At 64.6% G+C, this 26976-nt stretch carries 23 protein-coding genes; 18 read left to right on the top strand and 5 right to left on the bottom strand.

What is annotated here, in order from left to right; translation table 11 throughout:
• Window positions 1-115: 115 nt before the first annotated feature.
• The 9 genes from BI343_RS01755 (at window position 116) to zapE (ending at window position 11443) form a co-directional block, all read left to right on the top strand.
• On the top strand, window positions 116-859 hold the full coding sequence (locus tag BI343_RS01755; RefSeq protein WP_071108405.1) for a (Fe-S)-binding protein: 744 nt from the start codon (window positions 116-118) through the stop codon (window positions 857-859).
• Complete coding sequence (locus BI343_RS01750) at window positions 856-1554, top strand: LutC/YkgG family protein (RefSeq protein WP_071108404.1); 699 nt, start codon at window positions 856-858, stop codon at window positions 1552-1554. Before BI343_RS01755 ends, BI343_RS01750 begins: the two co-directional genes overlap by 4 nt.
• A complete protein-coding gene (locus BI343_RS01745; protein WP_071108403.1) occupies window positions 1551-3008 on the top strand; it encodes a LutB/LldF family L-lactate oxidation iron-sulfur protein in 1458 nt (485 codons plus the stop codon). Before BI343_RS01750 ends, BI343_RS01745 begins: the two co-directional genes overlap by 4 nt.
• Window positions 3005-5824: an FAD-binding and (Fe-S)-binding domain-containing protein gene (locus tag BI343_RS01740; RefSeq protein ID WP_071108402.1), complete on the top strand. Its 2820-nt coding sequence runs from the start codon at window positions 3005-3007 to the stop codon at window positions 5822-5824. The genes BI343_RS01745 and BI343_RS01740 overlap by 4 nt, the downstream gene beginning before the upstream one ends.
• Before the next feature lie 128 nt (window positions 5825-5952).
• On the top strand, window positions 5953-7587 hold the full coding sequence (locus BI343_RS01735; RefSeq protein ID WP_071108401.1) for a lactate permease LctP family transporter: 1635 nt from the start codon (window positions 5953-5955) through the stop codon (window positions 7585-7587).
• A 193-nt stretch (window positions 7588-7780) separates the two neighbouring features.
• A complete protein-coding gene (gene cysM, locus BI343_RS01730; protein WP_071108400.1) occupies window positions 7781-8671 on the top strand; it encodes a cysteine synthase CysM in 891 nt (296 codons plus the stop codon).
• Window positions 8672-8748: 77 nt separating this feature from the next.
• On the top strand, window positions 8749-9360 hold the full coding sequence (gene yfcF, locus BI343_RS01725) for a glutathione transferase (RefSeq protein ID WP_071108399.1): 612 nt from the start codon (window positions 8749-8751) through the stop codon (window positions 9358-9360).
• Between the two features lie 49 nt (window positions 9361-9409).
• Window positions 9410-10192: a substrate-binding periplasmic protein gene (locus BI343_RS01720; protein WP_169828968.1), complete on the top strand. Its 783-nt coding sequence runs from the start codon at window positions 9410-9412 to the stop codon at window positions 10190-10192.
• 87 nt (window positions 10193-10279) lie between these two features.
• A complete protein-coding gene (zapE, locus tag BI343_RS01715; RefSeq protein ID WP_071108397.1) occupies window positions 10280-11443 on the top strand; it encodes a cell division protein ZapE in 1164 nt (387 codons plus the stop codon).
• 3 nt (window positions 11444-11446) lie between these two features.
• Here the strand turns inward: zapE and BI343_RS01710 are convergent, their stop codons facing one another.
• The gene (locus BI343_RS01710) at window positions 11447-12196 is read right to left on the bottom strand and encodes an MgtC/SapB family protein (RefSeq protein ID WP_043622475.1); all 750 of its coding nucleotides are present in this window, start codon (window positions 12194-12196) and stop codon (window positions 11447-11449) included.
• Window positions 12197-12486: 290 nt separating this feature from the next.
• On the opposite strand from BI343_RS01710, the gene rbsK reads away from it, so the two are divergent.
• The 6 genes from rbsK to BI343_RS01680 all read left to right on the top strand — a co-directional run bounded on the left by rbsK (window position 12487) and on the right by BI343_RS01680 (window position 18317).
• Entirely contained in the window at window positions 12487-13377 is an 891-nt protein-coding gene (gene rbsK / locus BI343_RS01705) for a ribokinase (RefSeq protein ID WP_071108396.1), read from the top strand.
• Window positions 13374-13772 carry a D-ribose pyranase gene (gene rbsD, locus BI343_RS01700; protein WP_043622482.1) on the top strand — a complete coding sequence of 133 codons (399 nt, stop codon included), beginning with the start codon at window positions 13374-13376 and terminating at the stop codon, window positions 13770-13772. The genes rbsK and rbsD overlap by 4 nt, the downstream gene beginning before the upstream one ends.
• Before the next feature lie 11 nt (window positions 13773-13783).
• The gene (locus BI343_RS01695; protein ID WP_071108395.1) at window positions 13784-15292 is read left to right on the top strand and encodes a sugar ABC transporter ATP-binding protein; all 1509 of its coding nucleotides are present in this window, start codon (window positions 13784-13786) and stop codon (window positions 15290-15292) included.
• Window positions 15289-16227, top strand: a complete 939-nt coding sequence (locus tag BI343_RS01690; protein ID WP_071108394.1) for an ABC transporter permease — start codon at window positions 15289-15291, stop codon at window positions 16225-16227. The genes BI343_RS01695 and BI343_RS01690 overlap by 4 nt, the downstream gene beginning before the upstream one ends.
• Window positions 16228-16286: 59 nt before the next feature.
• Complete coding sequence (rbsB, locus tag BI343_RS01685; protein ID WP_071108393.1) at window positions 16287-17222, top strand: ribose ABC transporter substrate-binding protein RbsB; 936 nt, start codon at window positions 16287-16289, stop codon at window positions 17220-17222.
• An 84-nt stretch (window positions 17223-17306) separates the two neighbouring features.
• Window positions 17307-18317, top strand: coding sequence for a LacI family DNA-binding transcriptional regulator (locus BI343_RS01680; RefSeq protein WP_071108392.1), 1011 nt, complete (start codon window positions 17307-17309; stop codon window positions 18315-18317).
• Here the strand turns inward: BI343_RS01680 and BI343_RS01675 are convergent.
• From BI343_RS01675 to BI343_RS01665, 3 genes are all read right to left on the bottom strand, one after another.
• Window positions 18314-19507, bottom strand: coding sequence for an MFS transporter (locus BI343_RS01675; RefSeq protein ID WP_071108391.1), 1194 nt, complete (start codon window positions 19505-19507; stop codon window positions 18314-18316). The genes BI343_RS01680 and BI343_RS01675 overlap by 4 nt on opposite strands.
• 65 nt (window positions 19508-19572) lie before the next feature.
• Window positions 19573-20967, bottom strand: a complete 1395-nt coding sequence (locus BI343_RS01670) for a CoA transferase (protein WP_139165605.1) — start codon at window positions 20965-20967, stop codon at window positions 19573-19575.
• 127 nt (window positions 20968-21094) lie between these two features.
• On the bottom strand, window positions 21095-22360 hold the full coding sequence (locus tag BI343_RS01665) for a S10 family serine carboxypeptidase-like protein (RefSeq protein ID WP_071108389.1): 1266 nt from the start codon (window positions 22358-22360) through the stop codon (window positions 21095-21097).
• 135 nt (window positions 22361-22495) lie between these two features.
• On the opposite strand from BI343_RS01665, the gene BI343_RS01660 reads away from it, so the two are divergent.
• From BI343_RS01660 to BI343_RS01650, 3 genes are all read left to right on the top strand, one after another.
• Window positions 22496-23566 carry a flagellin N-terminal helical domain-containing protein gene (locus BI343_RS01660; protein WP_244886551.1) on the top strand — a complete coding sequence of 357 codons (1071 nt, stop codon included), beginning with the start codon at window positions 22496-22498 and terminating at the stop codon, window positions 23564-23566.
• A 194-nt stretch (window positions 23567-23760) separates the two neighbouring features.
• Window positions 23761-24255 (top strand): putative pterin-binding protein, encoded by a 495-nt coding sequence (locus BI343_RS01655; RefSeq protein WP_139165604.1) that lies wholly within the window; start codon window positions 23761-23763, stop codon window positions 24253-24255.
• On the top strand, window positions 24252-25985 hold the full coding sequence (locus tag BI343_RS01650) for a hybrid sensor histidine kinase/response regulator (protein ID WP_071108387.1): 1734 nt from the start codon (window positions 24252-24254) through the stop codon (window positions 25983-25985). The genes BI343_RS01655 and BI343_RS01650 overlap by 4 nt, the downstream gene beginning before the upstream one ends.
• Before the next feature lie 67 nt (window positions 25986-26052).
• On the opposite strand, the gene BI343_RS01645 is transcribed toward BI343_RS01650, so the two are convergent.
• Complete coding sequence (locus BI343_RS01645; RefSeq protein ID WP_043622514.1) at window positions 26053-26934, bottom strand: helix-turn-helix domain-containing protein; 882 nt, start codon at window positions 26932-26934, stop codon at window positions 26053-26055.
• Between the last annotated feature and the right edge of the window lie 42 nt (window positions 26935-26976).

Genomic DNA, 26976 nt, shown 5'->3' with positions numbered 1-26976 from the left:
CACCATATCAGGCCCGCCATCTCGACAGTCCTCTTGTCATATTGACGAAACCAAGCATTCACTCTAAAGTGGTTTTCATAAGAAAAATTGGTCTTACCAATTTACAAAGGAAGCCATGAAGACGACTGCCGACGTTTACCTGTTCGCCACCTGTCTGCTCGACCTGTTCCTGCCGGAGGCTGGCCTGGATGCCATCGCCCTGCTGGAAGGCTTGGGCGTGCGGGTGCATTTCCCCCAGGCCCAGAGCTGCTGCGGCCAGCCGGCCTATACCAGCGGCCATCCCAAGGAAGCGCTGGCCGTGGCGCGCGCGCAGCTGGCCTGTTTCCCGGAGGACTGGCCCATCGTGGTGCCGTCCGGTTCCTGCGGCGGCATGATCAAGCACCACTGGCCGCGCCTGTTCGCCGGGGAGCCGGACGAAGTGCAGGCTTGCGACATCGCGGCGCGGGTAGTGGAATTTTCCGATTTCCTGCTGAATCACCTCGACTGGCAGCCGCAAGACCAGGGCGCGCCGGTCAAGGTGGCGGTGCATACCTCCTGTTCGGCGCGGCGCGAGATGGGCGTGCACAAGACCAGCTGGGCCTTGGTGGACCGCTTGCAGAACGTCGAGCGGGTGGTTCACGATCACGAGTCCGAATGCTGCGGCTTCGGCGGCACCTTCTCCATCAAGCATCCGGACATCGCCGGCGCGATGGTGGCGGACAAAGCCCAGTCCTTGCAGGACAGCGGCGCGGTGGAGTTCGTCACCGCCGACGGCGGCTGCCTGTTGAATATCAACGGCAAGCTGGGGCAGTGCGGCAGCGGCTTCCAAGGCCGCCACCTGGCCAGCTTTCTGCTGGAGCGCACGGGAGGCAAGCGATGAGCGCCCGCGACTCCATTTTGCAAAAGCTGCGCGCCGCGCCGCGGCAGGAACGCTCGCGTCCCGATCTGGCCGGCCATTTCCAGCACTTTTCCAAGCCAGACGATGAAGTCGCCAGGCTGCGCCACTGGGCGGCGATGATGCGCGCGGTGAAGACCGACATCCTGTGGACGCGCGAGGCGGAGTGGGATACAGACTTGGCCGGCTGGCTGGCCGCGCATCCGCAAGATTCCATCCTGCTGTCGGATACGCCGCATGGCCGCAAGCTGGCGCAGCGCCTTGAGGGCGTGGACAAGGCGCCGCGCATCGTCTGGTTCGACCGTGACGTGGATGGCTGGAAGCCGGAGCTGTTCGACATCGCCGCCGGCTTCACCGCCGCGCGCTGCGGCATCGCCGCCACCGGCACCCTGGCGCTGTGGCCGGACGAGGCCGAGCCGCGGACGATGAGCCTGGTCCCGCCCTTGCATATCGCCTTGTTCGATACTTCCACGCTGTACCCGGATTTCTATTCGGCGATGAAGGGTGAAAACTGGGCAGCCGGCATGCCGACCAACGCGCTATTGGTCTCCGGCCCGTCCAAGACCGCCGACATCCAGCAGACGCTGGCTTACGGCGCGCACGGCCCGCGCGAGCTGCTGGTGCTGGCCGTGCTGCCGCCGCGCATCGCCATCCACGATGTGGAAGGAGGCGGGCGATGAGCGAGAGCAAAATCACCGTCTATCCGTCCCGCGCTTTCAAGGACAACGCCAAACTCGCGCTGACGGATGGCAAGCTGAGGCAAAGCCTGCGCGGCGCGATGGATTTCCTGATGGCCAAACGGCTGGCCTCGTTTCCGGACCCGGCGGAACTGGCGGCCCTGCGCACGCTGGGCGAGGGCATACGCCAGCGCTGTCTGTCGCGGCTGCCGGATTTGCTGGAGCTGCTGGAGGAGAAGCTCACCGCCAACGGCGTGCAAGTGCATTGGGCGGAAACGGCCGAGGAAGCCAACCGCATCATCCACGGCATCGTCGCCGCCCGCCAGGGCAAGCTGGTGGTCAAGGGCAAGTCCATGGTCAGCGAGGAGATCGAGCTCAACCATTATCTGGCCGATCAAGGCGTGGAGGCGGTGGAGAGCGATATGGGCGAGTACATCGTCCAGCTGGCCGGCGAGAAGCCCACCCACATCATCATGCCGGCCATCCACAAGACCAAGCAGGACATCGCCCAACTGTTCCACGAGCGACTGCCGGACACGCCGTACACCGAGGACGTGGACGCGCTGATCCAGATCGGCCGCCGCGCGTTGCGGCAAAAGTATCTGGATGCCGACGTCGGCCTGTCCGGCGTCAACTTCGCCGTCGCCGAAACCGGCACCCTGTGCTTGGTGGAGAACGAGGGCAACGGCCGCATGTGCACCACGGTGCCGGATGTGCATATCGCCGTCACCGGCATCGAGAAGGTGGTGGAAAAGCTGGAAGACGTGGCGCCGCTGTACAGCCTACTGACCCGTTCCGCCATCGGCCAGCCCATCACCACTTATTTCAACATGATCAGCGGCCCGCGCAAGCCGGGCGAGAAGGACGGCCCGCGCGAGGTGCACCTGGTGCTGCTGGATAACGGCCGCAGCCAGGCCTATGCCGACGAGCAGCTGCGCAAGACGCTGCAATGCATACGCTGCGGCGCCTGCATGAACCACTGCCCGGTCTATACCCGCATTGGCGGCCACGCCTACGGCACCACGTATCCGGGGCCGATAGGCGAGATCATTTCGCCGCATCTGATGGGACTGGAAAATACGAGCGATCTGCCGACCGCGTCCAGCCTGTGCGGCGCTTGCGGCGAGGTGTGTCCGGTGCGGATTCCGATTCCGGAGATGCTGATGCGGCTGCGCGAGGAGAGCCAGCGGCCGGCCGGCGAGCGGGTGGCGCATCCGCTGCGCGGCCAGGGCGCGGCGGCCAGCGGCGCGGAGCGCCTGGCCTGGGCCGGATGGCGGCTGGTCAACGCCTCGCCCAATCTGTACCGGATGTTCGGCTGGGCGGCCACCCGCTTGCGCAGGCACGCGCCCAAGAATCAGCTGGGTTGGACGCAAAACCATCTGCCGCTGACGCCGGCGTCCAGGACGCTGCATGAGCTGGTCCGCGAACGCGAAGCTAGCAAGGGGACATCCGCATGACGCCCGCCCACGCCGATTTTCTGCAGGACCTGCGCCAGACGATGCCGGCGGCGCGCATTTTCACCGACCCATTGTCCATACTGGCTTACGGCACCGACGCCAGCTTCTACCGGCTGCGGCCGCAGATCGTCGTCCGGGTGGAGAGCGAGGACGAGGTGGCCGAGCTGCTGCGGCTGGCCAGATTGCACCGGGTTGCCGTCACCTTCCGCGCCGCCGGCACCAGCCTGTCCGGCCAGGCGGTCAGCGATTCGGTGCTGGCCGTGCTGGGCGATGGCTTCAACCGCGGCGAAGTGCTGGAAGGCGGAGAACGCATCCGCTTGGGGCCGGGCATGATAGGCGCGCACGCCAATGCGATGCTCTCGCCTTACGGCCGCAAGATCGGCCCCGATCCGGCATCCATCAACACCGCCAAGATAGGCGGCATCGCCGCCAACAACTCCAGCGGCATGTGCTGCGGCACCCGCGACAACAGCTACCACACCATGCGATCGCTGCGGGTGCTGCTGCTGGACGGAACCGCGCTCGACACCGCCGATCCGGCCAGCGTGGCGGCTTTCCGCGTTTCTCATGCGGATCTGCTCGATGGCCTGGCCCAGCTGTCGCGCCAGCTGGCCGGCGATCCGCAGCTGGCCGAGCGGGTGCGCCGCAAATACAGGTTGAAGAACACCACCGGCTACGGCATCAACGCCTTGCTGGACTTCGCCGACCCGGTGGACATGCTGGCGCATTTGATGATCGGCTCCGAAGGCACCCTGGGCTTCATCTCCGAGATCACCTTCGACACCGTGGCCGAGCATCCGCACAAGGCGTCGGCGCTGGTGCTGTTCGACGACCTGGAGCGCTGCTGCCGCGCGGTATCGGCCTTGAGCGCCGCGCGCGACGCCAGCGGCGTGTCGGCGGTGGAGCTGATAGACAGCCGCAGCATCCGGGCTGTGCAGGGCAAGCCGGGACTGCCGGATCTTCTGTATCAGCCGGTGGGGCCGGACAGCGCCTGCCTGCTGATCGAGCTGCGGGCGGAGAGCGAGGCCAGGCTGGACGAGTGCTCGGGCCAGATCGAAACGCTGCTGGCTGGCTTCCAGCCCAAAATCTCCAGCGGCTTCAGCCGCGACGCGCTCGAGTGCGAAAGCTACTGGGCGCTGCGCAAGGGGCTGTTCCCTGCTGTGGGCGCGGCGCGGCCGGTGGGGACCACGGTGGTGATCGAGGACGTGGCCTTTCCCATCCCTCAGTTGGCCGACGGCGTGGCCAAGTTGAGCGCGCTGTTCGACAAGCACGGCTACGACGAGGCGCTGCTGTTCGGCCACGCGCTGGACGGCAACCTGCACTTCGTGTTCGCGCCCGGCTTCGAAAGCCCGGCCGAGGTGGCCCGCTACGACGCGTTTATGCAAGATGTCAGCGACTTGGTGGCCGGCGAGTACGACGGCTCGCTGAAGGCCGAGCACGGCACCGGCCGCAACGTGGCGCCCTTCGTGCGCCAGGAATGGGGCGACTCCGCCTGGAACATCATGCGCCGCATCAAGGCGCTGTTCGACCCGGACGGCCTGCTCAACCCCGGCGTGATCATCACCGACAACGACCGCCTGCACCTGGAAAACCTGAAGCCGATGCCGGCGGCGGACGATTTGGTGGACCGCTGCACCGAATGCGGCTTTTGCGAGCCCGCCTGTCCGTCGCACGGCCTGACGCTGAGCCCGCGCCAGCGCGTGGTGGCCTGGCGGCGCATCCGCCAGCTGGAGAGGGATGGCGAGGGCGCGATGGAGCTGGCGGCCTTGAAGGCCGGCTACCGCTACCGCGCCATAGCTACCTGCGCAGCCACCGGCATGTGCGCGACGCGCTGTCCGGTGGGCATCAACACCGGCGCGCTGATGAAGAAGTTGCAAGGCCCAAGCAAGCGTCCGGCGTTGGCCGCCTTCGCCGCCCGCCACATGCGGCTGATGACGGCGGCGGCGCGGACCGGTTTGCGGCTGGCGCATCTGGCGGGCGCGCGGCGTTTGAACGCGTTGACGCGCCGCCAGCCGGGCGAGCGCAAGATCATCCCGCTGATTCCGGCCAGCCTGCCGCGCGCCGCCGCGCCGTTGCCCAAGCCGGGCGGCGACGGCGAGCCGGTGGCGCTGTTCGTCAGCTGCGTCAACAGAACGCTGGCCGAGGGCGAGGGCGGCGAGTCGGTAGCGGCGCATACGATCAATCTGCTGCGCCGCGCCGGCTTCGCGCCGGTGTATCCGCCCGGCCATGACGGCTTGTGTTGCGGCCAGCCCTTCGCCTCGGCCAACGCGGCCGGCGCTTTGGCCTTCAGCCAAACGTCGTTGAACGAGGCTTTGCTGCAAGCGAGCGGCGATGGCCGCCACCCGGTGTATCTCGACAACAGCCCGTGCGCGGCCCGCGTCAAGCAGGCGCAGGCCGAGGGCTTGCTGGATGGCCGGCTGCAGCTGTTCGACGCCGCCGGCTTCCTGGCGGAAAAGGTCCTGCCGCGGCTAACCATCGCCCGGCGCCTGCCGCAGCTGGCGCTGCACATCCCCTGCAGCGCCACCGCCATGGGCGTGGCCGGCAGCTTGAAACAACTGGCCGCCAGTTGCTGCGACGAGCTGACTGTACCGGACATCGCCTGCTGCGGCTTCGCCGGCGATAAGGGTTTCACCGTGCCGGAGCTGAACGCCCATAGTCTGAGGAGATTGAAGCCCGCCTTGCCCGATAGCTGCCGCCATGGCGTGTCGATGAGCCGAACCTGCCAGATCGGCCTGACTGAGCACGGCGGCATCCCGTACCGCAGCATCGAGGCGCTGCTGGATTTCTGCACCACCCCAAACAGCGGTCTGTCATGAAGACCGTCTTTTCAACGCTGATGTAAACCCAAGAAACGCAAGCCAGCCTCTAGCATGCCGCCGCGCGCCCAGCCCGTCGGCAGGGGAGCGGCTGCGCCTGCGAAACCAGGAATGAGGAGAAGCCACCCATGCAAGCAATCTGGACGCAACACTATTTCCCATCCGGCAGCCTCGCGCTGTCGGCTTTGATGGCCGCGCTGCCCATCGTCTTTTTCTTTGTCGCCTTGGCCGTACTGCGGCTGAAGGGCCATGTGGCCGGCACGTTGACGGTGCTGATCGCGCTGGCAGTGGCGATCTTGTTTTACGGCATGCCGGCGCAGATGGCGCTGGCGGCGGCGGCCTTCGGTTTCGGCTACGGCCTGTGGCCGATCGCCTGGATCATCGTCGCCGCGGTGTTCCTGTACAAGATCACCGTCAAGACCGGGCAGTTCGACATCATCCGCGCCTCGGTGCTGTCGGTGACCGAGGACCAGCGGCTGCAGATGCTGCTGGTGGGCTTCTCCTTCGGCGCTTTTCTGGAGGGCGCGGCCGGTTTCGGCGCGCCGGTGGCCATCACCGCCGCGCTGCTGGTGGGGTTAGGCTTCAATCCGCTTTACGCGGCCGGGCTGTGCCTGATCGCCAACACCGCGCCGGTGGCTTTCGGCGCGATGGGCATCCCTATCATCGTGGCTGGGCAAGTGACGGGTCTGGACCCGTTCCTGATCGGCGTCAAGGCCGGCCATCAGCTGCCCATCTTGTCGGTGATCGTGCCGTTCTGGCTGGTCATGATGATGGACGGCCTCAAGGGCGTGCGCCAGACCTGGCCGGCCATCCTGGTGGCCGGGGTGTCGTTCGCCGTCACCCAGTTTTTCACGTCCAACTACATCGGGCCGGAGCTGCCGGACATCACCTCAGCCCTGGTCAGCCTTGTGTGCCTGACGCTGTTCCTGAAGGTGTGGCAGCCGAGCGAGATCTTCACGTTCAACGGCCGCCGCGCGCCGACGGCCCGACTGGCCAGCGGTTTCAGCCTGCCGCAGATCGTCCGCGCCTGGAGCCCGTTTTTGATCCTGACCGCGCTGGTGACAGTGTGGAGCGTCAAGCCGTTCAAGGCTTTGTTCGGCAAGGGCGGCGCGCTGGAGGGTTGGGTGTGGAAGCTGCATGTGCCGGGGCTGGACAAGCTGGTGCTCAAGACTGCGCCCATCGTTGCGCATGACACGCCGTACGAGGCCTTGTACAAGTTCGACATCGTCTCCGCCGTCGGCAGCGCCATCTTCTTGTCCGCGCTGCTGTCCATGGCCCTGCTGAAGTTCCGTCCGGCCGACGGCGCGCGCGCCTTTGCAGAGACGCTGGCCGAGCTGCGCCGGCCGATTCTGTCCATCGGCATGGTGCTGGCCTTCGCCTTCGTCGCCAATTATTCCGGCATGTCCAGCACGCTGGCCTTGTGCCTGGCCAATACCGGGCAGGCCTTCCCGTTTTTCTCGCCGTTCCTGGGCTGGCTGGGTGTGTTCCTGACCGGCTCCGACACCTCGTCCAATGCGCTGTTCTCGGCCTTGCAAGCTGCCACCGCGCACCAACTAGGCGTGTCGGACGTGCTGCTGGTGGCGGCCAACACCACCGGCGGCGTCACCGGCAAGATGATTTCGCCGCAGTCCATCGCCGTGGCCTGCGCGGCGGTGGGGCTGATAGGCAAGGAGGCGGACCTGTTCCGCTTCACGCTGAAGCACAGCCTGATTTTCTGCAGTTTCGTCGGCGTGCTGACCTGGCTGATGGCGTATATGGGGTAGGGCGGATGCCCGGCTTGCGGGGCGATCCGCCGAGTGGCGCTCTCGCTCCAGGAGGAGGGCACGAGGGAAAATTTCTATTCAGTGATCCCACGCATGCCCTCCGCCCTTACCGCTGGTTATTAGATTAGAAATAACGATTTCGCATGCGCTGATAGCTAATCGATATAATGGGACCAGCTTTGGGAGAGTCACCGTGTACAAACATCTGGAAGATTTCGTCGGCGGCACGCCGTTGGTCAAACTGAAACGTCTGCCATCCGGCAACGGCAACGTGGTGTTGCTGAAGCTGGAGGGCAACAATCCAGCGGGCTCGGTCAAGGACAGGCCGGCGCTGTCGATGATCCGCCGCGCCGAGCAGCGCGGCGACATCCAGCCCGGCGACACGCTGATCGAACCCACCAGCGGCAATACCGGCATCGCGCTGGCGATGGCGGCGGCGATGATGGGTTACCGCATGGTGCTGATCATGCCGGAAAACTCCAGCGCCGAGCGGGTGCAGGCGATGCGCGCCTACGGCGCCGAGGTGATCCTGACCCCGGCGGCCGGTTCCATGCCCGCCGCCATCGATCTGGCGCGCAGCATGGAGGCGGCAGGCGAGGGGCGCATCCTGGATCAATTTTCCAATCCGGACAATCCGCAGGCGCATTACGAAACCACTGGCCCGGAAATCTGGGAGCAGACCGGCGGCAAGATCACCCATTTCGTCTCCAGCATGGGCACTACCGGCACCATCATGGGCACCAGCTGCTTCCTGAAAGAAAAGAATCCGGCCATCCGCATCGTCGGCGTGCATCCGGAGCCGGGCAGCCAGATCGCCGGCATCCGCAAATGGGAAGATCCGTATGTGCCCAAGATCTGCGACTTCTCCCGCGTCGATGAGATCCAGCATGTCGGCCAGCAAGAAGCCGAAGATACCACTCGGCTGCTGGCGCGGCGCGAAGGCATCCTGGCCGGCCCGTCGTCCGGCGGCGCATTGGCGGTCGCCCTGCGCCTGGACGCCCAACTGAGGGACGCGGTCATCGTGTCCGTGGTGTGCGATAGGGGCGACCGTTACCTTTCCACCGGATTGTTCGACCACGCTTGACGGTGTGTCGACGGCGGCCGGCTTGGCGGCGAGGGAAGGGTTGATTAGCATGTGGGTTTTGCCAATGGAATGCCATCATGCTGCAACTGTATGTTGATCACGATTTTCTCAGCCCCTACGCCATGGCGGCTTTTGTCGCATTGACCGAGAAGGGCCTGCCTTTTACCGTTCTCACCCGCAATTTGGACGGCGGCGAGCAGTTCGAGCCGGGTTATCGCGCGCAGTCGCTGACTTCGCGCGTCCCCATGCTGGTGGACGGGGATTTTCATCTCAGCGAGTCGTCCGCCATCATCGAATACCTGGAAGACGCCTATCCCGACACCGCCCGCGTATTGCCTATGGATTTGAAGGCTCGCGCCCGCGCGCGTCAGTTGCAGGCCTGGCTGCGCAGCGATCTCTTGCCGTTGCGGGACGAGCGTACCACCGCCACCGTGTTCGGGCTCAAACCGGCATTGCAACTATCGCCAGCCGCCCGCGCGGCTGCGGACAAGTTGATCGCGGTGGCTGAGGCAGTGGTGCCGGCCGATGGCGGCAATCTGTTTGGCGACTGGTGCGTGGCCGATGCCGAGCTGGCTTTGTTGTTGCGGCGATTGACGCAGGACGAGTTGCCGGCCCGCTTGGCGGCCTATGCGGACCGTCAGTGGCGGCGGCCATCGTTTGCGGCTTGGCGGGCGCGCCAGCCCGAGTAGTCAGTCGCATATTTTCTATAATGCCTTGATGACAAGGCAGGGGATGGCGATGGTGCTATCGCGGATAGGCAGGCAGTTGGCCTGCATTGTGCTGGCCTGGGCTTGCGCGCAGCCAGCATGGTCTACGCCGCGCGATCTGTTTTTCGTCACGCAGTTGTTTCCCCCCTTTATCACGGAGGATGCGGCGGGCAAACCGGATGGCGGGCTGGTGCTGGTGCTGCAGGAAGCCTGCCGGCGTCTGTCCTGGCGTTGCACGGTGCAGGTCATGGTATGGAAGCGCGCCTTGCTGATGATCAGCCTGGGCGAGGCCGATGGCCTGGTTCTGGTGCAGGATACGCCGGAGCGGCGAGCAGTGATGGATTTGTCCCGGCCGGTGCTGATCAGCAGCTATGGACTGTATGCGCGCAATGGCAATCCGCTGCGCTATCGGCAGCCGGCGGATTTGTCCGGGCACAGGATAGCCGTGTATGGACCATCAGTATCGCAGTCCAGTTGCGAAAAGCTGGTGCAGGGCGTGCCGGGTATCGCTCTGACGGTGGAGCTGGACCCGCAAACCGTATTGCGCAAACTGTCTGCCGGCCGCTATGGCAACGAGGCGGTGGCCTTTTCCAACGATGATGTGGCGCGCTACTGGATCCGTCGCGATGGTTTATCTAATTTGCATCGGCTGGCTGAAGTGAAAACGCTTGCCTACTTGTACGGTTTCACTCGCAGCCGCGTGCAGCCCGGCATGCTGGACGAATTCAACCGCGCTCTGGATGAGATGTGCCGCGATGGCAGCTTGCAGAAGCTGGCCGCGCCTTACGGCATCCGCCCGGTTGCCTGCCGCTGAATGCGCGTTGAGCGGGCAAAGCGGTTATCATAAGGGCACATTCCGCAGCGACCACGGCGTACCACGCAGCGCAGAACAAGCAAAACCATGTCGCAACATACATTTTCCCCGGACGAGAATGTCCATTGCAGCCCCAAGGGTTGGTATCAGCTGGCCAGCGAGCGGCCAGGCTTCATTCACGACGCGGCGCAGGCCGCCGCCATCGAGCAATTGGACCGGCTGTGGCACCAATTGGTGGATTTCAAGGCCAAGCGCAACCGCTTCCTCGGCCGCAGCCTGCGCAGCCCGGAAGTGCCGCGCGGCCTGTATTTCTGGGGCGGCGTCGGCCGCGGCAAAAGTTTTCTGATGGACGCCTTCTACGCCTGCGTGCCTTACCGCCGCAAGCGCCGCATCCATTTCCACAATTTCATGGCGGAAACGCACCGCGAGCTGCGGAAGTTCGCCGGCAGCAAGGACCCGCTTCTGGCCTACGCCGATGAGATCGCCAAGGCCACCCGGCTGCTGTGTTTCGATGAATTCCATGTGTCCGACATCGCCGACGCGATGATACTGGGCCGCCTGCTGGCGGCGCTGCTGGAGCGCGGCGTGGTGGTGGTGACCACCTCCAACTACGCGCCGGACGATCTCTACCCGAACGGCCTGCAAAGGCAGAACTTTTTGCCGACGATAGCGCTGATCAAGCGCGAGCTGGACGTGCTGAACGTGGACGGCGGCCATGATTACCGTCTGCGCGAGCTGACGCGCGAGCCGCTGTTCATGGTGCCGGCGGATGAGACCAACGAGCGGCGGATGGAGCAATTGTTTGTCAAAGTCGGCACCGGCGCCGAGCTGCCGCAAAAGTCCATCACCGTATTGGACAGAGAGATCGCGGTGAAGCGGATGTCGCCCGGCGTGATCTGGTTCGACTTCATGGCGCTGTGCGACGGCCCGCGCGCGCAGACCGACTATCTGGAAATCGCCAGCGAATACCACACGGTGTTTTTGTCAGGCATTCCCAAGCTTACGGCCAAGCAGGCGTCCATCGCCCGCCGCTTCACCTGGCTGGTGGACGTGTTCTACGATAATCGCGTCAAGCTGATCGCCTCGGCCGAGGCGCCGCCGGAGGAAATCTATACCGAAGGCGTGCAATCCGGCGAATTCTTCCGCACCGCCAGCCGCCTCACCGAGATGCAGTCCAAGAGCTATCTGGAGCTGCCGCACCAGTCTATGGCGCAAAGCCACGACCAGCCTCCGCCGGGCGTGGCGCTGTAGAGATCAGTTGCGCGCCGGCTGGATATCCAGCTCCTGGATATGGTCGGCCGCCATGATGTCCCGCGCCAGGTCTACAACGCTGAAGAAGGTGCGGCGGTCCTGCGCCGAAATCATGAAGCTCCAGCGGGTGCCGCTGGCATCGGCCTGGATACTGATGCTCTCCTGATGAAGCTTGAGGCCAAATGGCGACAGCCGGCGCGCCAGGCTGTCTACTGTCCAGTTGTGCTGCGGGATCAATTTGACGTTGACGAACAGGCTGACCCGGCGCGGCAGCATGCTTTCAATCCGATTGACCACGGTGACGAAGACCATGCACAGCACGGTCAGCGCGATGGCGGCAGCGTAAAAGCCCACGCCGATGAGGATGCCGATCACCGAGGACATCCATACCGAAGCGGCCGAAGTCAGGCCGCTGATGCTCAGGCCTTCCTTCATGATCATGCCGGCGCCAAGAAAGCCGATGCCGGTCAACACCCCCTGCGCCACCCGCGTCATGTCGGGGTGGACGGCGTCAGGCGAGGCGCCGCCGTACCAGTAGCCCGAATAGCCGATGATGGTGATCGCCGCGGCCGAGGCCATGCAGACCAGGCCATAGGTGCGCATGCCGGCGGCGCGGCCGTTGTACCAGCGTTCATAGCCCAGCAGGCTGCCCAGGCACAAACCGCCCAGCAGATTGCCGATCACCAGCAGGTTGATCTGCCATTTGGACGCGCTCCAGTACAGATCCGACAATTGCGACCAGCTCCACTCCATGCATGCCTCCATGAGAGCCGCGCAAGCCGGCGCGGCACAATCGCTTAAATCGCGCATGATGGCATATCCGCTGTTTTTGCCCAAGCATGCGTCCACGCAGGGCTGGCGCGCGAAGTGCTTACACAGCGTTATTTCTTCACGTGAAAATATGTAGTGTGAGGACTACATATTTGCGTTTTCCCCCTTCCCCTATGCGGTGGCACTCTGCTATAAATCGATGCTGATCACGTTTTAGCAGGCATTCAGCGATTTTTGCGCTGCAATGTAGCAAAGGTACACAAGGAGAGCGCATGACTCGGGTACTGGTAGTCGGCAGTATCAATATGGATCTGGTGACCTCGGCCAGGCGCCTGCCGCAACTGGGCGAAACGCTGCTGGGAGAGGGCTTCGCCACCTATCCGGGCGGCAAGGGCGCCAACCAGGCCGTCGCGGCCGCGCGCCTGGGCGCGCAAGTGTCGCTGCTGGGCTGCGTCGGCAATGACGCGTTTGGCCGCCAACTCCTGGCGCACCTGGAGGCAGAGGGCGTGGACATCCGCCGGGTGGCGACCGTGGACGGCTCGACCGGCATCGCCGCCATCACCGTCAGCGGCGGCGACAACGCCATCGTGGTGGTGCCGGGCGCCAACCACCAGCTGACGCCAGCGCATTTGGATGCCGCCGAGCAGGCTTTTGCTGAGGCCGACGTGGTGCTGACCCAGCTGGAAATCCCGCTGGAGACGGTGCGCCATGCCGCGCTGCTGGCCCAGCGCCATGGCAAGCCGCCGCTGCTGAATCCCGCGCCGGCCGTGGCGCTGCCGGAAGCATTGCTGCAAAGCGTCGCCTTGCTGACGCCCAACGAACATGAATTCCTTACCCTGCTGGCCCAGCCCGACGCCGACTGGCGCGCCCAACTGGCGGAGCGGCCAGGCAAGCTGGTGATGACCCATGGCAAGCATGGCGCCTACTTCGCGCTGAAGCGCGGCGAGCTGCGCCATCAGCCCGGCTTCGAGGTGCAGGCGGTAGACAGCACCGGTGCCGGCGACACCTTCAACGGCGCGCTGGCCACCTTCCTGCCGCTGGGCCTGGAAGAGGCGGTGCGCCGCGCCAACGCCGCCGGCGCGCTGTCGGTTACCCGGCACGGCGCCCAGGGCGGCATGCCTACGCTGGCCGAGCTGGAAGCTTTTCTGGAGAGCAAAGCATGAAGAAGCATGGCCATCTGAACCGCGACATCGCGCGCATTCTGGCATCCATGGGCCATACCGACAGCCTGGTGATCGCCGACTGCGGCCTGCCCATCCCGCCCGGCGTGGAGTGCGTGGACCTGTCGTTGAAACTGGGCCAGCCCGGCTTCCTGGAAACGCTGGACAGCATCCTGGCCGATTTCCAGTGCGAACGCGCGGTGTTCGCCAGCGAATGCCAAGACCGCAATCCGCCGGTAGCCGCCAAGGCTGCCGCCATGGCCCAGGATGGCGTGGCGCTGGAGTTCGTCAGCCATGAAACGTTCAAGGCGCGCTGCCAGTCCGCGCGCGCGGTGATCCGCACCGGCGAATGCACGCCTTACGCCAACGTGATCCTGCACTCCGGCGTGATTTTCTGAGGAGCCGCACCATGCAAGTGACCATGCGCGGCATCAGCAAGGCCTTTGGCCCGGTGAAGGTGCTGCAGAACGTGGCGTTCCATCTTGAAGGCGGGGAAATCCACGCCCTGATGGGTGAAAACGGCGCCGGCAAGTCCACGCTGATGAAAATCCTCAGCGGCGTGCACCGCGCCGACGAGGGCGAGATTCTGCTGGACGGCAAGGCTGTCGGACTGGGCGACACCGCCGCCGCGGAAGCGGCCGGCATCGCCATCATTCACCAGGAACTGAACCTGATTCCGCAGCTGTCGGTGATGGAAAACCTGTTCCTGGGGCGCGAGCCGTCACGGTTCGGCCTCATCGACTTTGCCGCGATGCGCCGGCAGGCCAGGGCACAACTGGCGGCGCTGGGCGCGGAGGGCATCGATCCGGATGCCGAAGCCGGCAGCCTGTCCATCGGCCAGCAGCAGATGGTGGAAATCGCCAAGGCCCTGGCGCTGAAGGCGCGCGTGCTGATCATGGACGAGCCGACGGCGGCGCTGACCGAGCGCGAGATCGACCGGCTGTTCGGTTTGATGGCCCAGCTGAAAGCCGATGGCGTGGCCATCGTCTATGTCTCGCACCGCATGGAAGAGATTTTCCGCGTCTGCGACAAGATCAGCGTGCTGCGCGACGGCTGCTTTGTGGGCGAGCGCGCAATCGCCCGCACCGATTTCGACGAGGTGGTGCGGATGATGGTGGGGCGCGAGATCGGCGAGCGCTATCCGAAGCGCGAGACCGCGCCCGGCGCGGTGCGCCTGAAGGTGGAGAATCTGGCCGATGAGGACATGATCGCCGGCATCGGCTTCGAAGTGCGCGCCGGCGAGGTGCTGGGCATTGCCGGCCTGATGGGCTCCGGCCGCAGCGACATCCTGAAGACGCTGTTCGGCGCCAAGCGCCGCACCGCCGGCCGCGTCGAGCTGGACGGCAAGGAATTGAAAGTGGCCGCGCCGGGCGACGCCATCGCCGCCGGCCTGGGCTTCGTGCCCGAAGACCGCAAAAGCAAGGGGCTGGTGCTGGGCATGTCGCTGCGCGAAAACGCGACCCTGGTGCATCTGGACCAGTACGCCCGGCTGGGGGTGGTGAACGCCGCAGAGGAAAAACGGGCGGTGGACGGCCTGATCGGCCAGCTGCGCATCCGCACGCGCGACGCCGAGCTGGACGTCAAGTCGCTGTCCGGCGGCAACCAGCAGAAAGTGGTATTCGCCAAGTGGCTGGCCAATCCGCCCAAGGTGCTGCTGCTGGACGAGCCGACGCGCGGCGTCGACGTCGGCGGCAAGGCCGAGATCTATCACATCATCAACCAGCTGGCCGCGGCCGGCACCGCCATCGTCATGGTGTCGTCCGAGCTGCCCGAAGTGCTGGCGCTGAGCAATCGCATCCTGGTGCTGCACGAAGGGCGTCAGGCCGGCATCTTCGACGCGGCCGCCAGCAATCAGGAAATCTTGATGGCCGCCGCCGCCGGCGGGGCCGTTGCCACCGAAAGCAGGAAGCAAGCATGACTCCGCAACAGAAAGCCAATCTGCAACGTCTTGGCCCCTTCATCGCCCTGGTGCTGGTGGCCGTCGGCCTATCCGTGATGAGCCCGGACTTTCTCACCGTCAACAACCTGCTGAACGTGATGCGCCAGGTGTCGATCAATGCGCTGATCGCCTTTGGCATGACGCTGGTGATCCTGCTGGGCGGCATCGACCTGTCGGTCGGCTCCATCCTGGCGCTGTCCTCGGTGCTGACCGCCACGCTGCTGCGCAGCGGTTTCGATCCCATGCTGTCCACCCTGCTGGGCATTCTGGCCGGCGCGGCGATGGGCCTGTTCAACGGCCTGGTGATCAGCAAGGGCAAGGTGGCGCCGTTCATCGCCACGCTGGCGTCGATGACCATCCTGCGCGGCCTGGCGCTGGTGTTTTCCAACGGCAGCCCGATCACCGGCTTCGACAGCGAGCTGTTCTCCATGCTGGGCGGCGGCTATGTCGCCGGCCTGGTCCCGGTGCCGGTGGTGTGGATGCTGATCCTGTTCGCCGGCTTCTGGTTCCTGCTGAAGAAGACGGTGTTCGGCCGCCACCTGTACGCCACCGGCGGCAACGAGGAGGCGGCGCGGCTGTCCGGCGTCAAGGTGGACAGCGTCAAGCTGTGGGTGTACACCACCTCCGGCGCGATGGCGGCGATGGCCGGCGTGGTGCTGACCTCGCGCCTCAATTCGGCGCAGCCGACCGCCGGCACCGGCTACGAGCTGGACGCGATCGCCGCGGTGGTGCTGGGAGGCACCAGCCTCAGCGGCGGCCGCGGCTGGATTTTCGGCACTCTGATCGGCGCGCTGCTGATCGGCGTGCTCAACAACGGCTTGAACCTGCTGGGCGTGTCCTCGTTCTACCAGCAGGTGATCAAGGGCGCGGTGATCCTGCTGGCGGTACTGCTGGATCGCAGCAACAAGAAGTGACGATGGCGGCGCGCGCCGCTCAATGCAGTGCATCATTCCATTTTTCAGGGAGCATCAGCATGAAACGCATTCTTACCCCGCTTGTGGCCGGCATCCTGGCTTTCGGCATTGCCGCCTGCTCCAAACAGGGCCCGGGCGGCGCGCCGGCCGGCGACGCCAGCGCCGCGGCGGCAGACGGCAAGATCGCCGTCGGCCTGGCGGTGTCCACGCTCAACAACCCGTTCTTCGTCGAGTTGCGCGACGGCGCGGCGGCCGAAGCCAAGAAACAGGGCGTCAACCTGATCACCGTCGACGCGCAGGACGATCCGGCCAAGCAGCAGGCCAGCGTGGAAGACCTGATCCAGAAGAAGGTCAGCGTGATCCTGATCAACCCGACCGACTCCTCCGCCGTGGCCAACGTGGTGAAGGAAGCGACGTCCAAGGGCATCAAGGTGGTGTCGCTGGACCGCAGCGTCAACGGCGCGGAAGTCAGCGCCCACATCGCGTCCGACAACATCGCCGGCGGCGTGATGGCCGGCAAGTACCTGCTGGACAAGCTGGGCGGCAAGGGCCGCATCGTCGAGCTGGAAGGCATCGCCGGCTCCTCCGCCGCGCGCGAGCGCGGCGAGGGCTTCCATCAGGTGGTGGACAAGAAGGACGGCGTCAAGCTGCTGGCCAAGCAGCCGGCCGACTTCGACCGCGCCAAGGGCCTGTCGGTGATGGAAAACATCATCCAGGGCAACAAGGACATCCAGGGCGTGTTCGCGCACAACGACGAAATGGCGCTGGGCGCGGTGAAGGCGATCCAGGCAGCCGGCCTGAAGAACGTGGTGGTGGTGGGCTTCGACGCCACGCCGGACGCCGTGGCCGCGGTCAAGGGCGGCACGCTGTCCGCCACCGTGCAGCAGCAGCCGGCGCTGATCGGCCAGTACGGCGTGCAGACCGCCAAAAAGCTGGCCGACGGCCAGAAGGTGGACAAGTTCATCCCGGTGCCGCTGAACCTGATCAAGCAGTAAGCGTCCGAAGGGCCGGCCGGCATGGCCGGCCCTGGTTCTTCCGTTTATCATCCCTGCCGTCGCCCACCTCAACTATCCCGACCCATGAGCAGTTTCAAGCGTCTCACCATAGACGACATCGCCGCCCTGGCCGGCGTGTCGCGCACCACCGCCAGCATGGTGCTGAACGGCCATGCCGAGCGTTACCGCATCTCGCCGGCCACGGTGGAAAAAGTGGAGCGGGTGGCGCGCGAGCATCATTTCAAGCCTTCCCAACAGGCCCGCAGCCTGCGCAGCCGGCGCAGCAGCAGCGTAGGCCTGGTGGTGCCGGACCTGACCAACTCCACCCACGCCGCGCTGGCGCAGGCGCTGGAGAACCGCTGCCGCGAACGGGGCTACCAATTGCTGATGGTGACCAGCGACGAAGACCCGGAACGGGAGAGCGACGGCATCGGCCAATTGGCCGCGCGCCAGGTGGACGGCATGATCGTGGTGCCGTGCAGCGGCGACGCCGCGCGCTATCAGCCCTGGACCGCCCGGCTGCCCTTCGTGTTCGCCGACCGCCATATTCCCGGCAGCGGCATCCCGTCGGCGGTCACCGATGCCGGCGACAGCGTCGCCCGGCTGCTGTCCCCGTTGTTGGCCGGCGGAGTGGACGAGCTGGCATACTTTGGCGGCCAGCCGGAACTGTCGGCCAGCCGCGAGCGCCTAGCCGGCTACCGGCAGGCGCTGCAAGCCGCGGGTTTGGAAGAGGGCGCCGACTGGGTGGCCGAGCGGGATTTCCAGCGTGAATCCGGCTACTGGATGATGGCCGACTGGCATGCCCGCCACGGGCGCTACCCGCGCGCGCTGTTCACCGCGTCCATCACCTTACTGGAGGGCGTGCTGTCCTTCATCCGCGAACGGCATCGGCTGCGCGAGTCGCCGCGATATCTGCTCACTTTCGACGATCATCCGCTGCTCGACTGCCTGCCGTTGCCGGTGGACGCCATATGCCAGGACAGCCGCGCGCTGGCCGAGGCCAGCCTGGGCCAGGTGCTGGCGCTGCTGCAGGGCGAGGAGCTGGCCGAGCGCGATCTGCGCGTGCCGGCCAGCCTTAATTTGCGCCGTATCTAAGCGCCCTGAGCGGCCTGGCGCGCGGCGGGCTCCCGCGTTTCGCGCATCAGCAGCGAGCCCAGCAGGAAGGTGGACGACAGCAGCGTGGCGAACGCCATCGCCAGCCCGTAATCGCCGCCGCGCAGGTCCACCAGCTTGCCGAACAGGTAGGGCGCCACCGTGGCCAGCAGATAGCTGAGAAACCAGAACAGGCTGAAAGTGACCGCCGCCTTGTCCGGCGTCATGCCCGGCTGCTCCTGCGCCAGCGTCACCAGGCTGGTGATGGGCAGGAAGATGAAGAAGCCGGCCGCCAGCGCCGACGCGGTGACCAGCCCCGCGTCGTCGCTCCATCCCCAAACCTGGGCATGCAGGCCGATCACCGCCAGCAGTTGCAGCAGCCCGGACAGCCGCAGCAAGGGCAGGCGGCGCGTCATTTTTCTGGCCAGCCAAATGCCGGCCACCGTGCCGGCCAGTCCGGCGAGCACCACGTATTTCGCCTGCTGAATGCCGGCGTTCTGGTAGAAGCTGAACAGGATCACATAGAAGGACAGCGTGCCGCTGTAGGTGAAGGCCAGCAGCCAGTTGAAGCGCTCCTTCAGGCCCTGTCCCAGCGTGTGGCGCGGCCCTGAATCGCCCGGCTTCGCCTCCGCCGCCCCGTCCGCGCCGAAAACCAGCCACAGCGCCAGGCACAACAAGCTGCCCAGCGAAACGGCGAGCAGCGTGGTCTGCCAGTCATGAAACCAGCCCAGCATGGCCGGCAGCCCGAACAGGATGGCGGCGGCGCCGATGTTGAAGGCCACCGAATTCAAGCCATTGACGAAGGGGCGCTCGCTTGGCGCGAACCATTGCATGACGACGGGCGAGAAATAGACGATGACCAGCGCGCCGCCCAGTCCCATCAGGAAGCGCACCAGCAGCAGCCAGGGGTAGCTGTGCACGAAGGGCGTCAGCGCGCCCAGCGCCATCAGCGCCATGGCCAGCGCCACCGCCTTTTTCGCCAGCAGCCGCGACAGGATGCCGGCGGCGACGAAGGTGCCCAGCAGCTTGGCGGCGGCCACGGCGTTGCTGATGTGGGAGCCGGCGGCCAAGTCGTGCACGCCCAGTTCGCGCATGATCTGCGGAATGAAGGCGCTGCCGCCGGCCCAGCTCATGCCAAAGAGGACATAGCTGGAGAACAGCAGCGCTTCGATCAGATATTTGTTGGTTCGCATAGCGCTCTCGACTGAGATCGAAACCGCCAGTGTCAACGAGCGCTTTGGCGATGAAACCTGACCCTTCAGACAGTCCAGCTGGCGGCATGGCTGCCCAGGGGCATGGCTGGCAGCGGCCAGCGCGCAGGCGTCAGCGATAGCTCGGCCGCATGGCGCACGGCGAGCAGTCGGCCAAAGCCCGAGTCGGCTTCCTCCAGCCAGGGGCGGACGTCTTCCAGCGTGGGGATGGGTAAGTTGATCGCGCATTCGACCCTGCCGAGACCGCGCAACCAGTGCGCGGCCTGCGCCAGCGACACCTCCACATGCCAACTGCCGCCTTGCTGCCGCTGATGGCGCAGCGCGGCCGTCGCGCCCAGCGCCGCCAGATAGCCGGCGATATGGTCCAGCGCCTGCGCCGGAAAGGCGCGCGGCGTCTCGGAACCGGCGGCCTCGGCTTCGGCCAGGTTGAAGCCGCTGGCAGTTTGCGTCAGCGAATCGAAACCGCGCCGCCCGGCCCAAGGGCCTTGATTGCCGTAGGCGCTGAGCGAGACATAGACGATGCCGGGCCGCACCCGGGCCGCATCGTCTGGCGAGAAGCCGAGTCCGGCCAGCCCGCCTGGACGATAGCCCTGGATGAAGACATGCGCATCGGCCAGCAGTCGGCGCAGGGCATCGCGGTCGGACTCGCGCGTCAGGTCCAGCTGCGCATTGCGTTTGCCGCGTCCCATGTCCATGTCCAGCGTGGGAATGGTCGGCAGTCTGGGCGAAGAGATGTGCAACACATCCGCGCCATGCGCCGCCAGCACGCGTCCGCCCAACGGGCCGGCGATGATGCGGGTCAGGTCCAGCACTCGCACGCCGCCAAGGGGGCGGTCCGCATCCGTCAGCGCCAGCGGTTCGGCATGGTCGAGGCGGGTCAGCGAAAACACAGCTTGCGCCGCCACCGCCTGGCCCTGAGGGTGGGCATCCCATTCCGCGAAGCTGCGCAGCGCGGTGGCCACCAGGCCGCGGGCGGCGGCGGCGTCTTCAAAATCAAAGGCTGTCCATTTTTGCAGCGCCGCCGTTACCGCGGCCTTGTCGTACTCGCACTGCAACAGTTGCAGCACGCCTTGGCAGTGATGCGGGAAGTTCGTGTGGATGCGCAGCCAGCGGCCGTCCCCGCAGCGGTAGATGCCGGCGATTTTGTCCCATGGGTCGCTCGGTTGAGCGCCATCGACCCGCAGATAGTGCTCGCTGCGAAATTCCGCGACGGCATGATGCAGATTGACGCTGACCGTTTGCCGTTCCCCGCCTCTTGCGTGCCAGAACGCCGCCGCGGCCAGACCGCTTGCGGCGAGGCAGGCTTGGGCGGCGGCATCCAGCGCGAAGGAAGAGGGCAGTACGGGACCTTGGCCCTGGAGGCGCAATTGGTCCAGCCAAGCGGAATCCAGCTGGCTGGGCCGCCAGAGTTGTCGAATGGCCTGCTCTGTAATGTGGTTCATGGCTCCGCCCTGGATTGAAAATGACATTTAAGTGCGGCGGCCAGAAAAGGTCAATTTATAGTCGTTAGTGAGGACAGGTGGTTGGCATGGGAAACTTCGCAGTCGTCGTCATGCCCCCGGCTAGGGCTTAGCGAGCTCGGGGTTCGCCGACCTCTGCCGCCGTCAAATATTGCTGCAGCATGGCCAGGGCGCAGGCCGGCTGGGTGCGCGCGATATGCAGACCGGCGTCATGGATGATCAGATGGAAGAGCTGATTGTGGCGGAGAAACTGGCCTGCGGGCAGGCCGTAAGGTTGCCAGGTTTCGCGTTTTTGCTGGCGGAAGACTGCTGCATCGCTCCAGCAGAGCGTATTGAGCCACGCCTCCGTGCCGTGGTGGTTGCCTTGCATGCTGCATTCGCCATGAAAGAACAGCAGCTTCAGCTTTTCCATCAGTCTTGGAAACAGGTGGGAAGAGGATTCCTGCCATGCCGCCTGTTGCGCGGCGAATGGCGGGGGCGGCTTGAGCGCGCGCGGGTCAATATGCAGAGCTTGCCGCGCCGCAGGTTTGGCCAGGTAGTCGCCAAGCTGCGCGTGAGCACGACCGGGAGGGAGGCGGATGTCTTGCGAGTCTCGGCCGCTGCATTGTTCGATATAAAGCTCCAACTCTTTCGCCAGCTGATTTGCGCGCTGGCGCTGCAGCGGCGACGGCGAGGCATTGGCCTGGCGAAAATCCTGCAGCAAGGCTTCGGCGCGGCGCTTTTCTTCGGCATGGATCAGTCGGTGCTGGCAGGCAAACTCGATGTGGCTCTGCAGCTGGATTTCAGGCGCGATCAGCGCATTGCCCAAGCCCAGACCTCGCAAGCGGATCTCGGGCTGGCCGCCATGGTTGCCATCCAGGATGCGATGGGCCAGGTGAGCTTGCGTGTGGCAAGCCTGTCCAACGCCGAACAGATAGCAATCAAGTTGCCGGTAGCGGGGCCAGCGCAACAGGAATTCCTGCAGCGCGTGATAGGTTTGCTGACTGCTTTCCTCGTAGTTTGCCGGCTGGTAGCGCGGATGGCTCAGGAAGGACAATCCATGGCCTAGCGGCTGATCGATGATCAGGTAGTTGGCGTGGAGGTGCCAGCTGAACGGATTGGCGTGCACGCAGCCGGATTCGTCCAGCAGGTACGGGCCGTGTCCATCAAACAGGCATGCCAGCGCGTTCTGTTCCGCAGCGTGATTGATCCAGACCAGCAGCGGGGCGTTTTCTGGATTGCTGGCGGCCTCGCTGAACCAGAAATACAGCCAGCCGCCGGCGTCGTCGCCAATCGAAAGATAGCCGGACAGCTGGTGGGCGCGGACGGGGCCGAAACCGGGAAATTGGCTGATCACTGCGCTTTCTTGCAAAAACGGATTCGCCTGAGTATTCATCGCCGATGCTCCATCCATTTGATGACATTGGATTGGCTTGCGCATCTTCTTTATAGACTTGAAATGTGGCCACGGCATGCGGCTTGCGAAAAATGCCGTGATTTTTCACATTCTGTTGCAGTTTAAGTTGTATCGATGGCTGGCCGCCTTGTTCGGGTAGGGCAGAGATGCCGATTCACGACCCAACCAAGATGGAGCCTTTCCATGCTGAGCCTGTACACCAACATCGCAGCACTGAACACCAAGTCCAATATGAACAGCACCCAAGGCGCGCTGTCGACATCGATGACTCGCCTGGGCACCGGCCTGCGCATCAACTCGGCCATGGATGACGCCGCCGGCCTGCAGATCGCCACCCGTCTGGACGCGCAAAGCCGCGGCATGACCGTCGCCATGAAGAATGCCCAGAACGGCATCTCCATGCTGCAGACCGCCGAAGGCGCGCTGGGCGAAGTGACCAACATCCTGCAACGGATGAAAGACTTGTCCACCGAAGGCGCCAACGCCACTTCGACCGACGCCGACAAAAAAGCGATGCAATCCGAGTTCGATCAGCTGGGCAAAGAGCTGAGCAACATCATGAAGAACACCTCCTTCGGCGGCGAGAAGCTGCTGCAAGGCGGCAAGATCTCCGGCACCCTGAGCTTCCAGATCGGTGCGGCTGCTAGTGAGTCGATGTCGGTCGATCTCTCGGCGCAAATGTCTGCTTTGGGTAATGCGCTGGCGCAAGTCTCTTCGAAAAATTATTTTGCGGATGCGGCGTCCGAAGAGAAGGCAGTTAAGGATATTTCGGACCAACAAAAGAAAGTTGCTGACGCCAAAGATAAATGGGATAAAGCTGCGGCTGGTACTGCTAAGGATACAGCAAAGGGCGAATGGGATACTGAAGTGACTGCCCTTGAGAAGCTGACTAAGGGTGAGGAAATTGGCAAGTCCGAGACGATCACCACCATTGGCGCGGCTCTGGATGCCGTCGGCACCGTTCGTTCCTCCCTGGGCGCCAACGCCAACCGCCTGGACCACGTGGTCAACAACCTGAACAACGTGAACAACAACACCCTGGCCGCCAAGGGTCGCATCATGGATACCGACTACGCAGTCGAAAGCTCCACCATGACCGCCAAGCAGATGCTGACGCAGGCCAGCACCTCCATGCTGAAGCAAAGCGGCAGCATGAACAGCCTGGCCATGTCCCTGCTGCAGTAATCATCAGCATGGCGGCGCGTTTTGCCGCGATGCAAGCCAGCGGTCATGCCGATGGCTTTTTTATTGCGCCTTGCCAAAGCCATACGGCATGCAGATGGGGGATAATGTGGCGGGCTGTATGCAATTGCCGCGCAAAGCTGGTTGTTCCGCTGTTGTGGCGAATATAATTGCGCTTTTTGTGGTGGACGATGAGGATGGCTATGCGAAAGGCCTGGTGGGTATGGTTGGGCCTGTGCCTGAGCGCTTGCGCTCTGGCTGATGCCGATCCGGTAGTGCTGACGGTGTCGGGAAAGATCGGACGCTTCACCGATGCCAAGCGCGGGGTTTATCAATTTCGCGACAGCGATTTGGCGAAGCTGCGGCAGCTGAGCTTTCGCACCGCCACCAGTTGGACGCCGATGGTGACATTCAGCGGTCCGCTGGTGAAAGACATCCTGGCCAAGGCCGACGCCAAAGGCAGCATGGTGCGGGTGCTGGCGATCAACTATTACCGCTACGACATTGCCGTTTCCGAATTGAACAGCCGCAATGTGGTGCTGGCGCGCCGCATCGACAACAAGCCGTTCGATGTCGCTCATTACGGGCCATTGTGGCTGATGTACCCCCTGCCCGAGATGCCCGATGCCGAAAAAGGACCGCCGCTTGACGCCAAACTGGTATGGCAGGTTGAAGCGCTGGAGGTGATGTGACGCTGGCCAAGCTCAAAAAAACGCTGCGCATGCCGTGGTGGCTGATGATGCCGCTGCTGGTATTGCTGTTCGCCGCGGTGTGGAACTTTTACCGCATCGACCGCGCCAGCCAGGCTTTGATTGATGGCGGCAAGAGCGAGCAGCTGTATTGGAATGTCGCGCAGTTGCATATCGAGCTGGAAAAGACGCGCGCCGAATTGATCGGCTATTCCGCCGCGCCGCAGAGCCTGCCGGCGGTGAAGCAGCAATATCAATTGTTGCTCAGCCGCTATCAGGTGTTCGAGGCGCCCGACACCGTGCTGGTGCATCGCCAGCTCAAGGGCGTGGCCGGCTTCGATGAGCTGAAAGCCGCGCTCAGTCCCTTGCTGAAAGCCAATGACTGGCAGCACATGACCCCGCAGGCGGCGCGCAAGATGGTGTCGCGCATCGATGCCTTGCGCCCGGTGCTGGCGAATTTCGCCGTGCAAAGCCGCGAAGCCGAGGTGGCGGCGCGGATGGCGCGCACGCGCGCGCTGTCCAGCCAGCGCTCGCAAATGCTGGCCTTGCAGCTGGTGTTGTGCGGCGGCATCTGCGGCATCCTGCTGATGCTGATGCGCTTCCAGGAGGTGAAAACCCTGGCCGAAGCTCGTCAGGCCTTGCTGGATCAGGAGCGTGACGCCCATCGGGCGACGGTGGCCCTGGAATTGGATCGCACCACCTTCCTGGGCGCGCTGGGGCATGAGATTCGCTCCCCCTTGCAGTCGATGCAAATGTGCATGGAGCTGGTGGAGCCGGCCGTTTTGCCGGAACCGGCGGCGCAGCTGGCGCTGAAGCGGATGAAGGCCGGCATGGCGCAACTGACCAGCCAGGTGCACGACATCATGGATGTGTCGGCGATCAAAAACATGCAACTGCGGCTGAATCCGGGACGGATGAGCCTGAGCGGCGTGCTGCGCACGGTGGTGGATGTGATGCAGCCGCCGGCCGACGCCAAGGGACTGAAGCTGCTATGCGAGACTGCGGACCTGCCGGACATGGTGATGATGGATGAAATCCGTCTGCGCCAGATCGTCGGCAATCTGGTGTCCAACGCCATCCGCTATACCGACCAGGGCGAAGTCAAGATCCGCGCCCGCGGGCTGCGCAGCGAGGAGCAGCTGGAGTTGTGGCTGGAGGTCAGCGATACCGGCATCGGCATCGCCGAGGAAGACCGGCAGCGCATCTTCCAGCCGTTCAGCCAGGGGCGCAATCGCCGTCCCGGCAGCAGCGGCCTGGGCCTGTCCATCGTCAAGGAGCTGGTGCGATTGTTCGGCGGCCATATCGAGATGGACAGCGAAGTGGGCAAGGGTTCGGTCTTCACGGTGCGGCTGCCGCTGCGCGAGGTGTTGGCGGGCCGGGGCGGGCGCAGCCTGCTGCTGGTGGATGACGACGCCCAGATTCGTTCTTCGGTGGCGGAGTGGCTAGCTCAGGATGGTTTCCAGGTGCGCTGCGCAGCCACCTTGACGCAGGCGGCGGATTGCCTGGCGCAGCAGCGTTTCGACATCCTGCTGCTGGACATGCAGCTAGGGGGCGACAGCGGCTATCTGTTGGCGGAGCTGGCGCGCAAGCAGCCGCAAAGACCGTTGATGCTGGCGATGAGCGCCGATCCGGCCGAATTTGCCGATTCCCGCGCCAGCTGGTTCTCCGCCCGCTTGGGCAAGCCTTTCGATGGCCAGCAGCTGCGCGCGGCGCTGGCGGTGTTGCCGGCGTAGTCCGTGTCATCCGATGGCATGCAAACAGGCTCCTTGCGGAGCCTGTTTGTTTTTGCGCGGCTGCGGTTTAGTTCAGCCCGGCCGGTTCCAGCGCGTTGGTGACCATGTTCTTGATCTGCAGCGCCAGAATGGAGCCGGGCGCCGGTTTGCCGATGTAGTAGACGCCGTGCGTCTGCAGCGCCTGGGACAGCTCATTCTCGTGCTCCAGCGCGTAGCCGGTCAGCACGATGATGGGCACATTCGGAGAATGGCGGCGTATGGTTTCGATCACTTGCATGCAGCTGCCGGGTTCGTCCAGCACCCAGTCCAGCACGAAAGCGTCGAAATCTTCCTGCGGCAGCGCCTGCAGCAGCGCTTGCGATTGGTAGTAAGGCAGCGCGAACAGGCCCTGCTGCACCAGGATGGCGGACAGCAGGTCAGCGTCCTTGTCGTCCAGCACCGCGACCAGCAGGCGCTTGCTGTTGGCGCGCTTGGGCGGGCGGATGGTCAGGTAAGTGACTTCATGGCCGCCTTCGCCGTCGAATTGCGTGCCGGGGAAAACATGCCAGCAGTCGTGCAGACGCTTGGCCAGCAGCAGCGGGGCGCAGGAGTCGTCCGCCAACTCTTCGCCCAGCTGGATCCAACAGTGCGCTTCGCCGCTCTGATTGTTCAGATGCAGAATGGCCGGAATCAGCTCCTGCTCGTTGGCGGCGGGCGTGGCCGGGGCATCCGGCTCGGCGCGGTTCACCAGCAGGGTGGAGGTGGGGATGTTCAGATATTGCGCAAGCTTTTCCACCTGGGCCAGCTGCCATGGGCTGCTGCCGTTCAGCTTGCGGTAGGCCTGAGAGGTGCTCAATCCCAGAATCTGTTCGATCAGGCCGGCTTGTTGGGCTTCCGGCCAGCGGAAGTGCTCCAGCTGGGCGCGGATGTTGTCGCAAATGATCTGATTGGCGCATTTGGCATCGGACATGGTGAAGTACCTTCACATCAAATTCATGCTCTGCATGCTAGC

Source organism: Chromobacterium amazonense, assembly GCF_001855565.1.
GTDB classification, from domain to species: domain Bacteria; phylum Pseudomonadota; class Gammaproteobacteria; order Burkholderiales; family Chromobacteriaceae; genus Chromobacterium; species Chromobacterium amazonense.
The sequence above is the reverse complement of the archived record's forward strand: the minus strand, read 5'-3'. Positions and strand labels throughout refer to the sequence as shown.

What these genes read in the sequence shown, in the direction of transcription:
- yfcF (WP_071108399.1), top strand. Translation starts at nt 8,749, where the DNA reads ATGCTGCAACTGTATGTTGATCACGATTTTCTCAGCCCCTACGCCATG.
- BI343_RS01735 (WP_071108401.1), top strand. Translation starts at nt 5,953, where the DNA reads ATGCAAGCAATCTGGACGCAACACTATTTCCCATCCGGCAGCCTCGCG.
- zapE (WP_071108397.1), top strand. Translation starts at nt 10,280, where the DNA reads ATGTCGCAACATACATTTTCCCCGGACGAGAATGTCCATTGCAGCCCC.
- BI343_RS01710 (WP_043622475.1), bottom strand. Translation starts at nt 12,196, where the DNA reads ATGGAGTGGAGCTGGTCGCAATTGTCGGATCTGTACTGGAGCGCGTCC.
- BI343_RS01665 (WP_071108389.1), bottom strand. Translation starts at nt 22,360, where the DNA reads ATGAATACTCAGGCGAATCCGTTTTTGCAAGAAAGCGCAGTGATCAGC.
- rbsK (WP_071108396.1), top strand. Translation starts at nt 12,487, where the DNA reads ATGACTCGGGTACTGGTAGTCGGCAGTATCAATATGGATCTGGTGACC.
- rbsD (WP_043622482.1), top strand. Translation starts at nt 13,374, where the DNA reads ATGAAGAAGCATGGCCATCTGAACCGCGACATCGCGCGCATTCTGGCA.
- BI343_RS01670 (WP_139165605.1), bottom strand. Translation starts at nt 20,967, where the DNA reads ATGAACCACATTACAGAGCAGGCCATTCGACAACTCTGGCGGCCCAGC.
- BI343_RS01745 (WP_071108403.1), top strand. Translation starts at nt 1,551, where the DNA reads ATGAGCGAGAGCAAAATCACCGTCTATCCGTCCCGCGCTTTCAAGGAC.
- BI343_RS01695 (WP_071108395.1), top strand. Translation starts at nt 13,784, where the DNA reads ATGCAAGTGACCATGCGCGGCATCAGCAAGGCCTTTGGCCCGGTGAAG.
- BI343_RS01680 (WP_071108392.1), top strand. Translation starts at nt 17,307, where the DNA reads ATGAGCAGTTTCAAGCGTCTCACCATAGACGACATCGCCGCCCTGGCC.
- BI343_RS01755 (WP_071108405.1), top strand. Translation starts at nt 116, where the DNA reads ATGAAGACGACTGCCGACGTTTACCTGTTCGCCACCTGTCTGCTCGAC.
- BI343_RS01740 (WP_071108402.1), top strand. Translation starts at nt 3,005, where the DNA reads ATGACGCCCGCCCACGCCGATTTTCTGCAGGACCTGCGCCAGACGATG.
- BI343_RS01645 (WP_043622514.1), bottom strand. Translation starts at nt 26,934, where the DNA reads ATGTCCGATGCCAAATGCGCCAATCAGATCATTTGCGACAACATCCGC.
- BI343_RS01675 (WP_071108391.1), bottom strand. Translation starts at nt 19,507, where the DNA reads ATGCGAACCAACAAATATCTGATCGAAGCGCTGCTGTTCTCCAGCTAT.
- BI343_RS01720 (WP_169828968.1), top strand. Translation starts at nt 9,410, where the DNA reads ATGGTGCTATCGCGGATAGGCAGGCAGTTGGCCTGCATTGTGCTGGCC.
- rbsB (WP_071108393.1), top strand. Translation starts at nt 16,287, where the DNA reads ATGAAACGCATTCTTACCCCGCTTGTGGCCGGCATCCTGGCTTTCGGC.
- BI343_RS01750 (WP_071108404.1), top strand. Translation starts at nt 856, where the DNA reads ATGAGCGCCCGCGACTCCATTTTGCAAAAGCTGCGCGCCGCGCCGCGG.
- BI343_RS01660 (WP_244886551.1), top strand. Translation starts at nt 22,496, where the DNA reads ATGGCTGGCCGCCTTGTTCGGGTAGGGCAGAGATGCCGATTCACGACC.
- BI343_RS01690 (WP_071108394.1), top strand. Translation starts at nt 15,289, where the DNA reads ATGACTCCGCAACAGAAAGCCAATCTGCAACGTCTTGGCCCCTTCATC.
- BI343_RS01655 (WP_139165604.1), top strand. Translation starts at nt 23,761, where the DNA reads ATGGCTATGCGAAAGGCCTGGTGGGTATGGTTGGGCCTGTGCCTGAGC.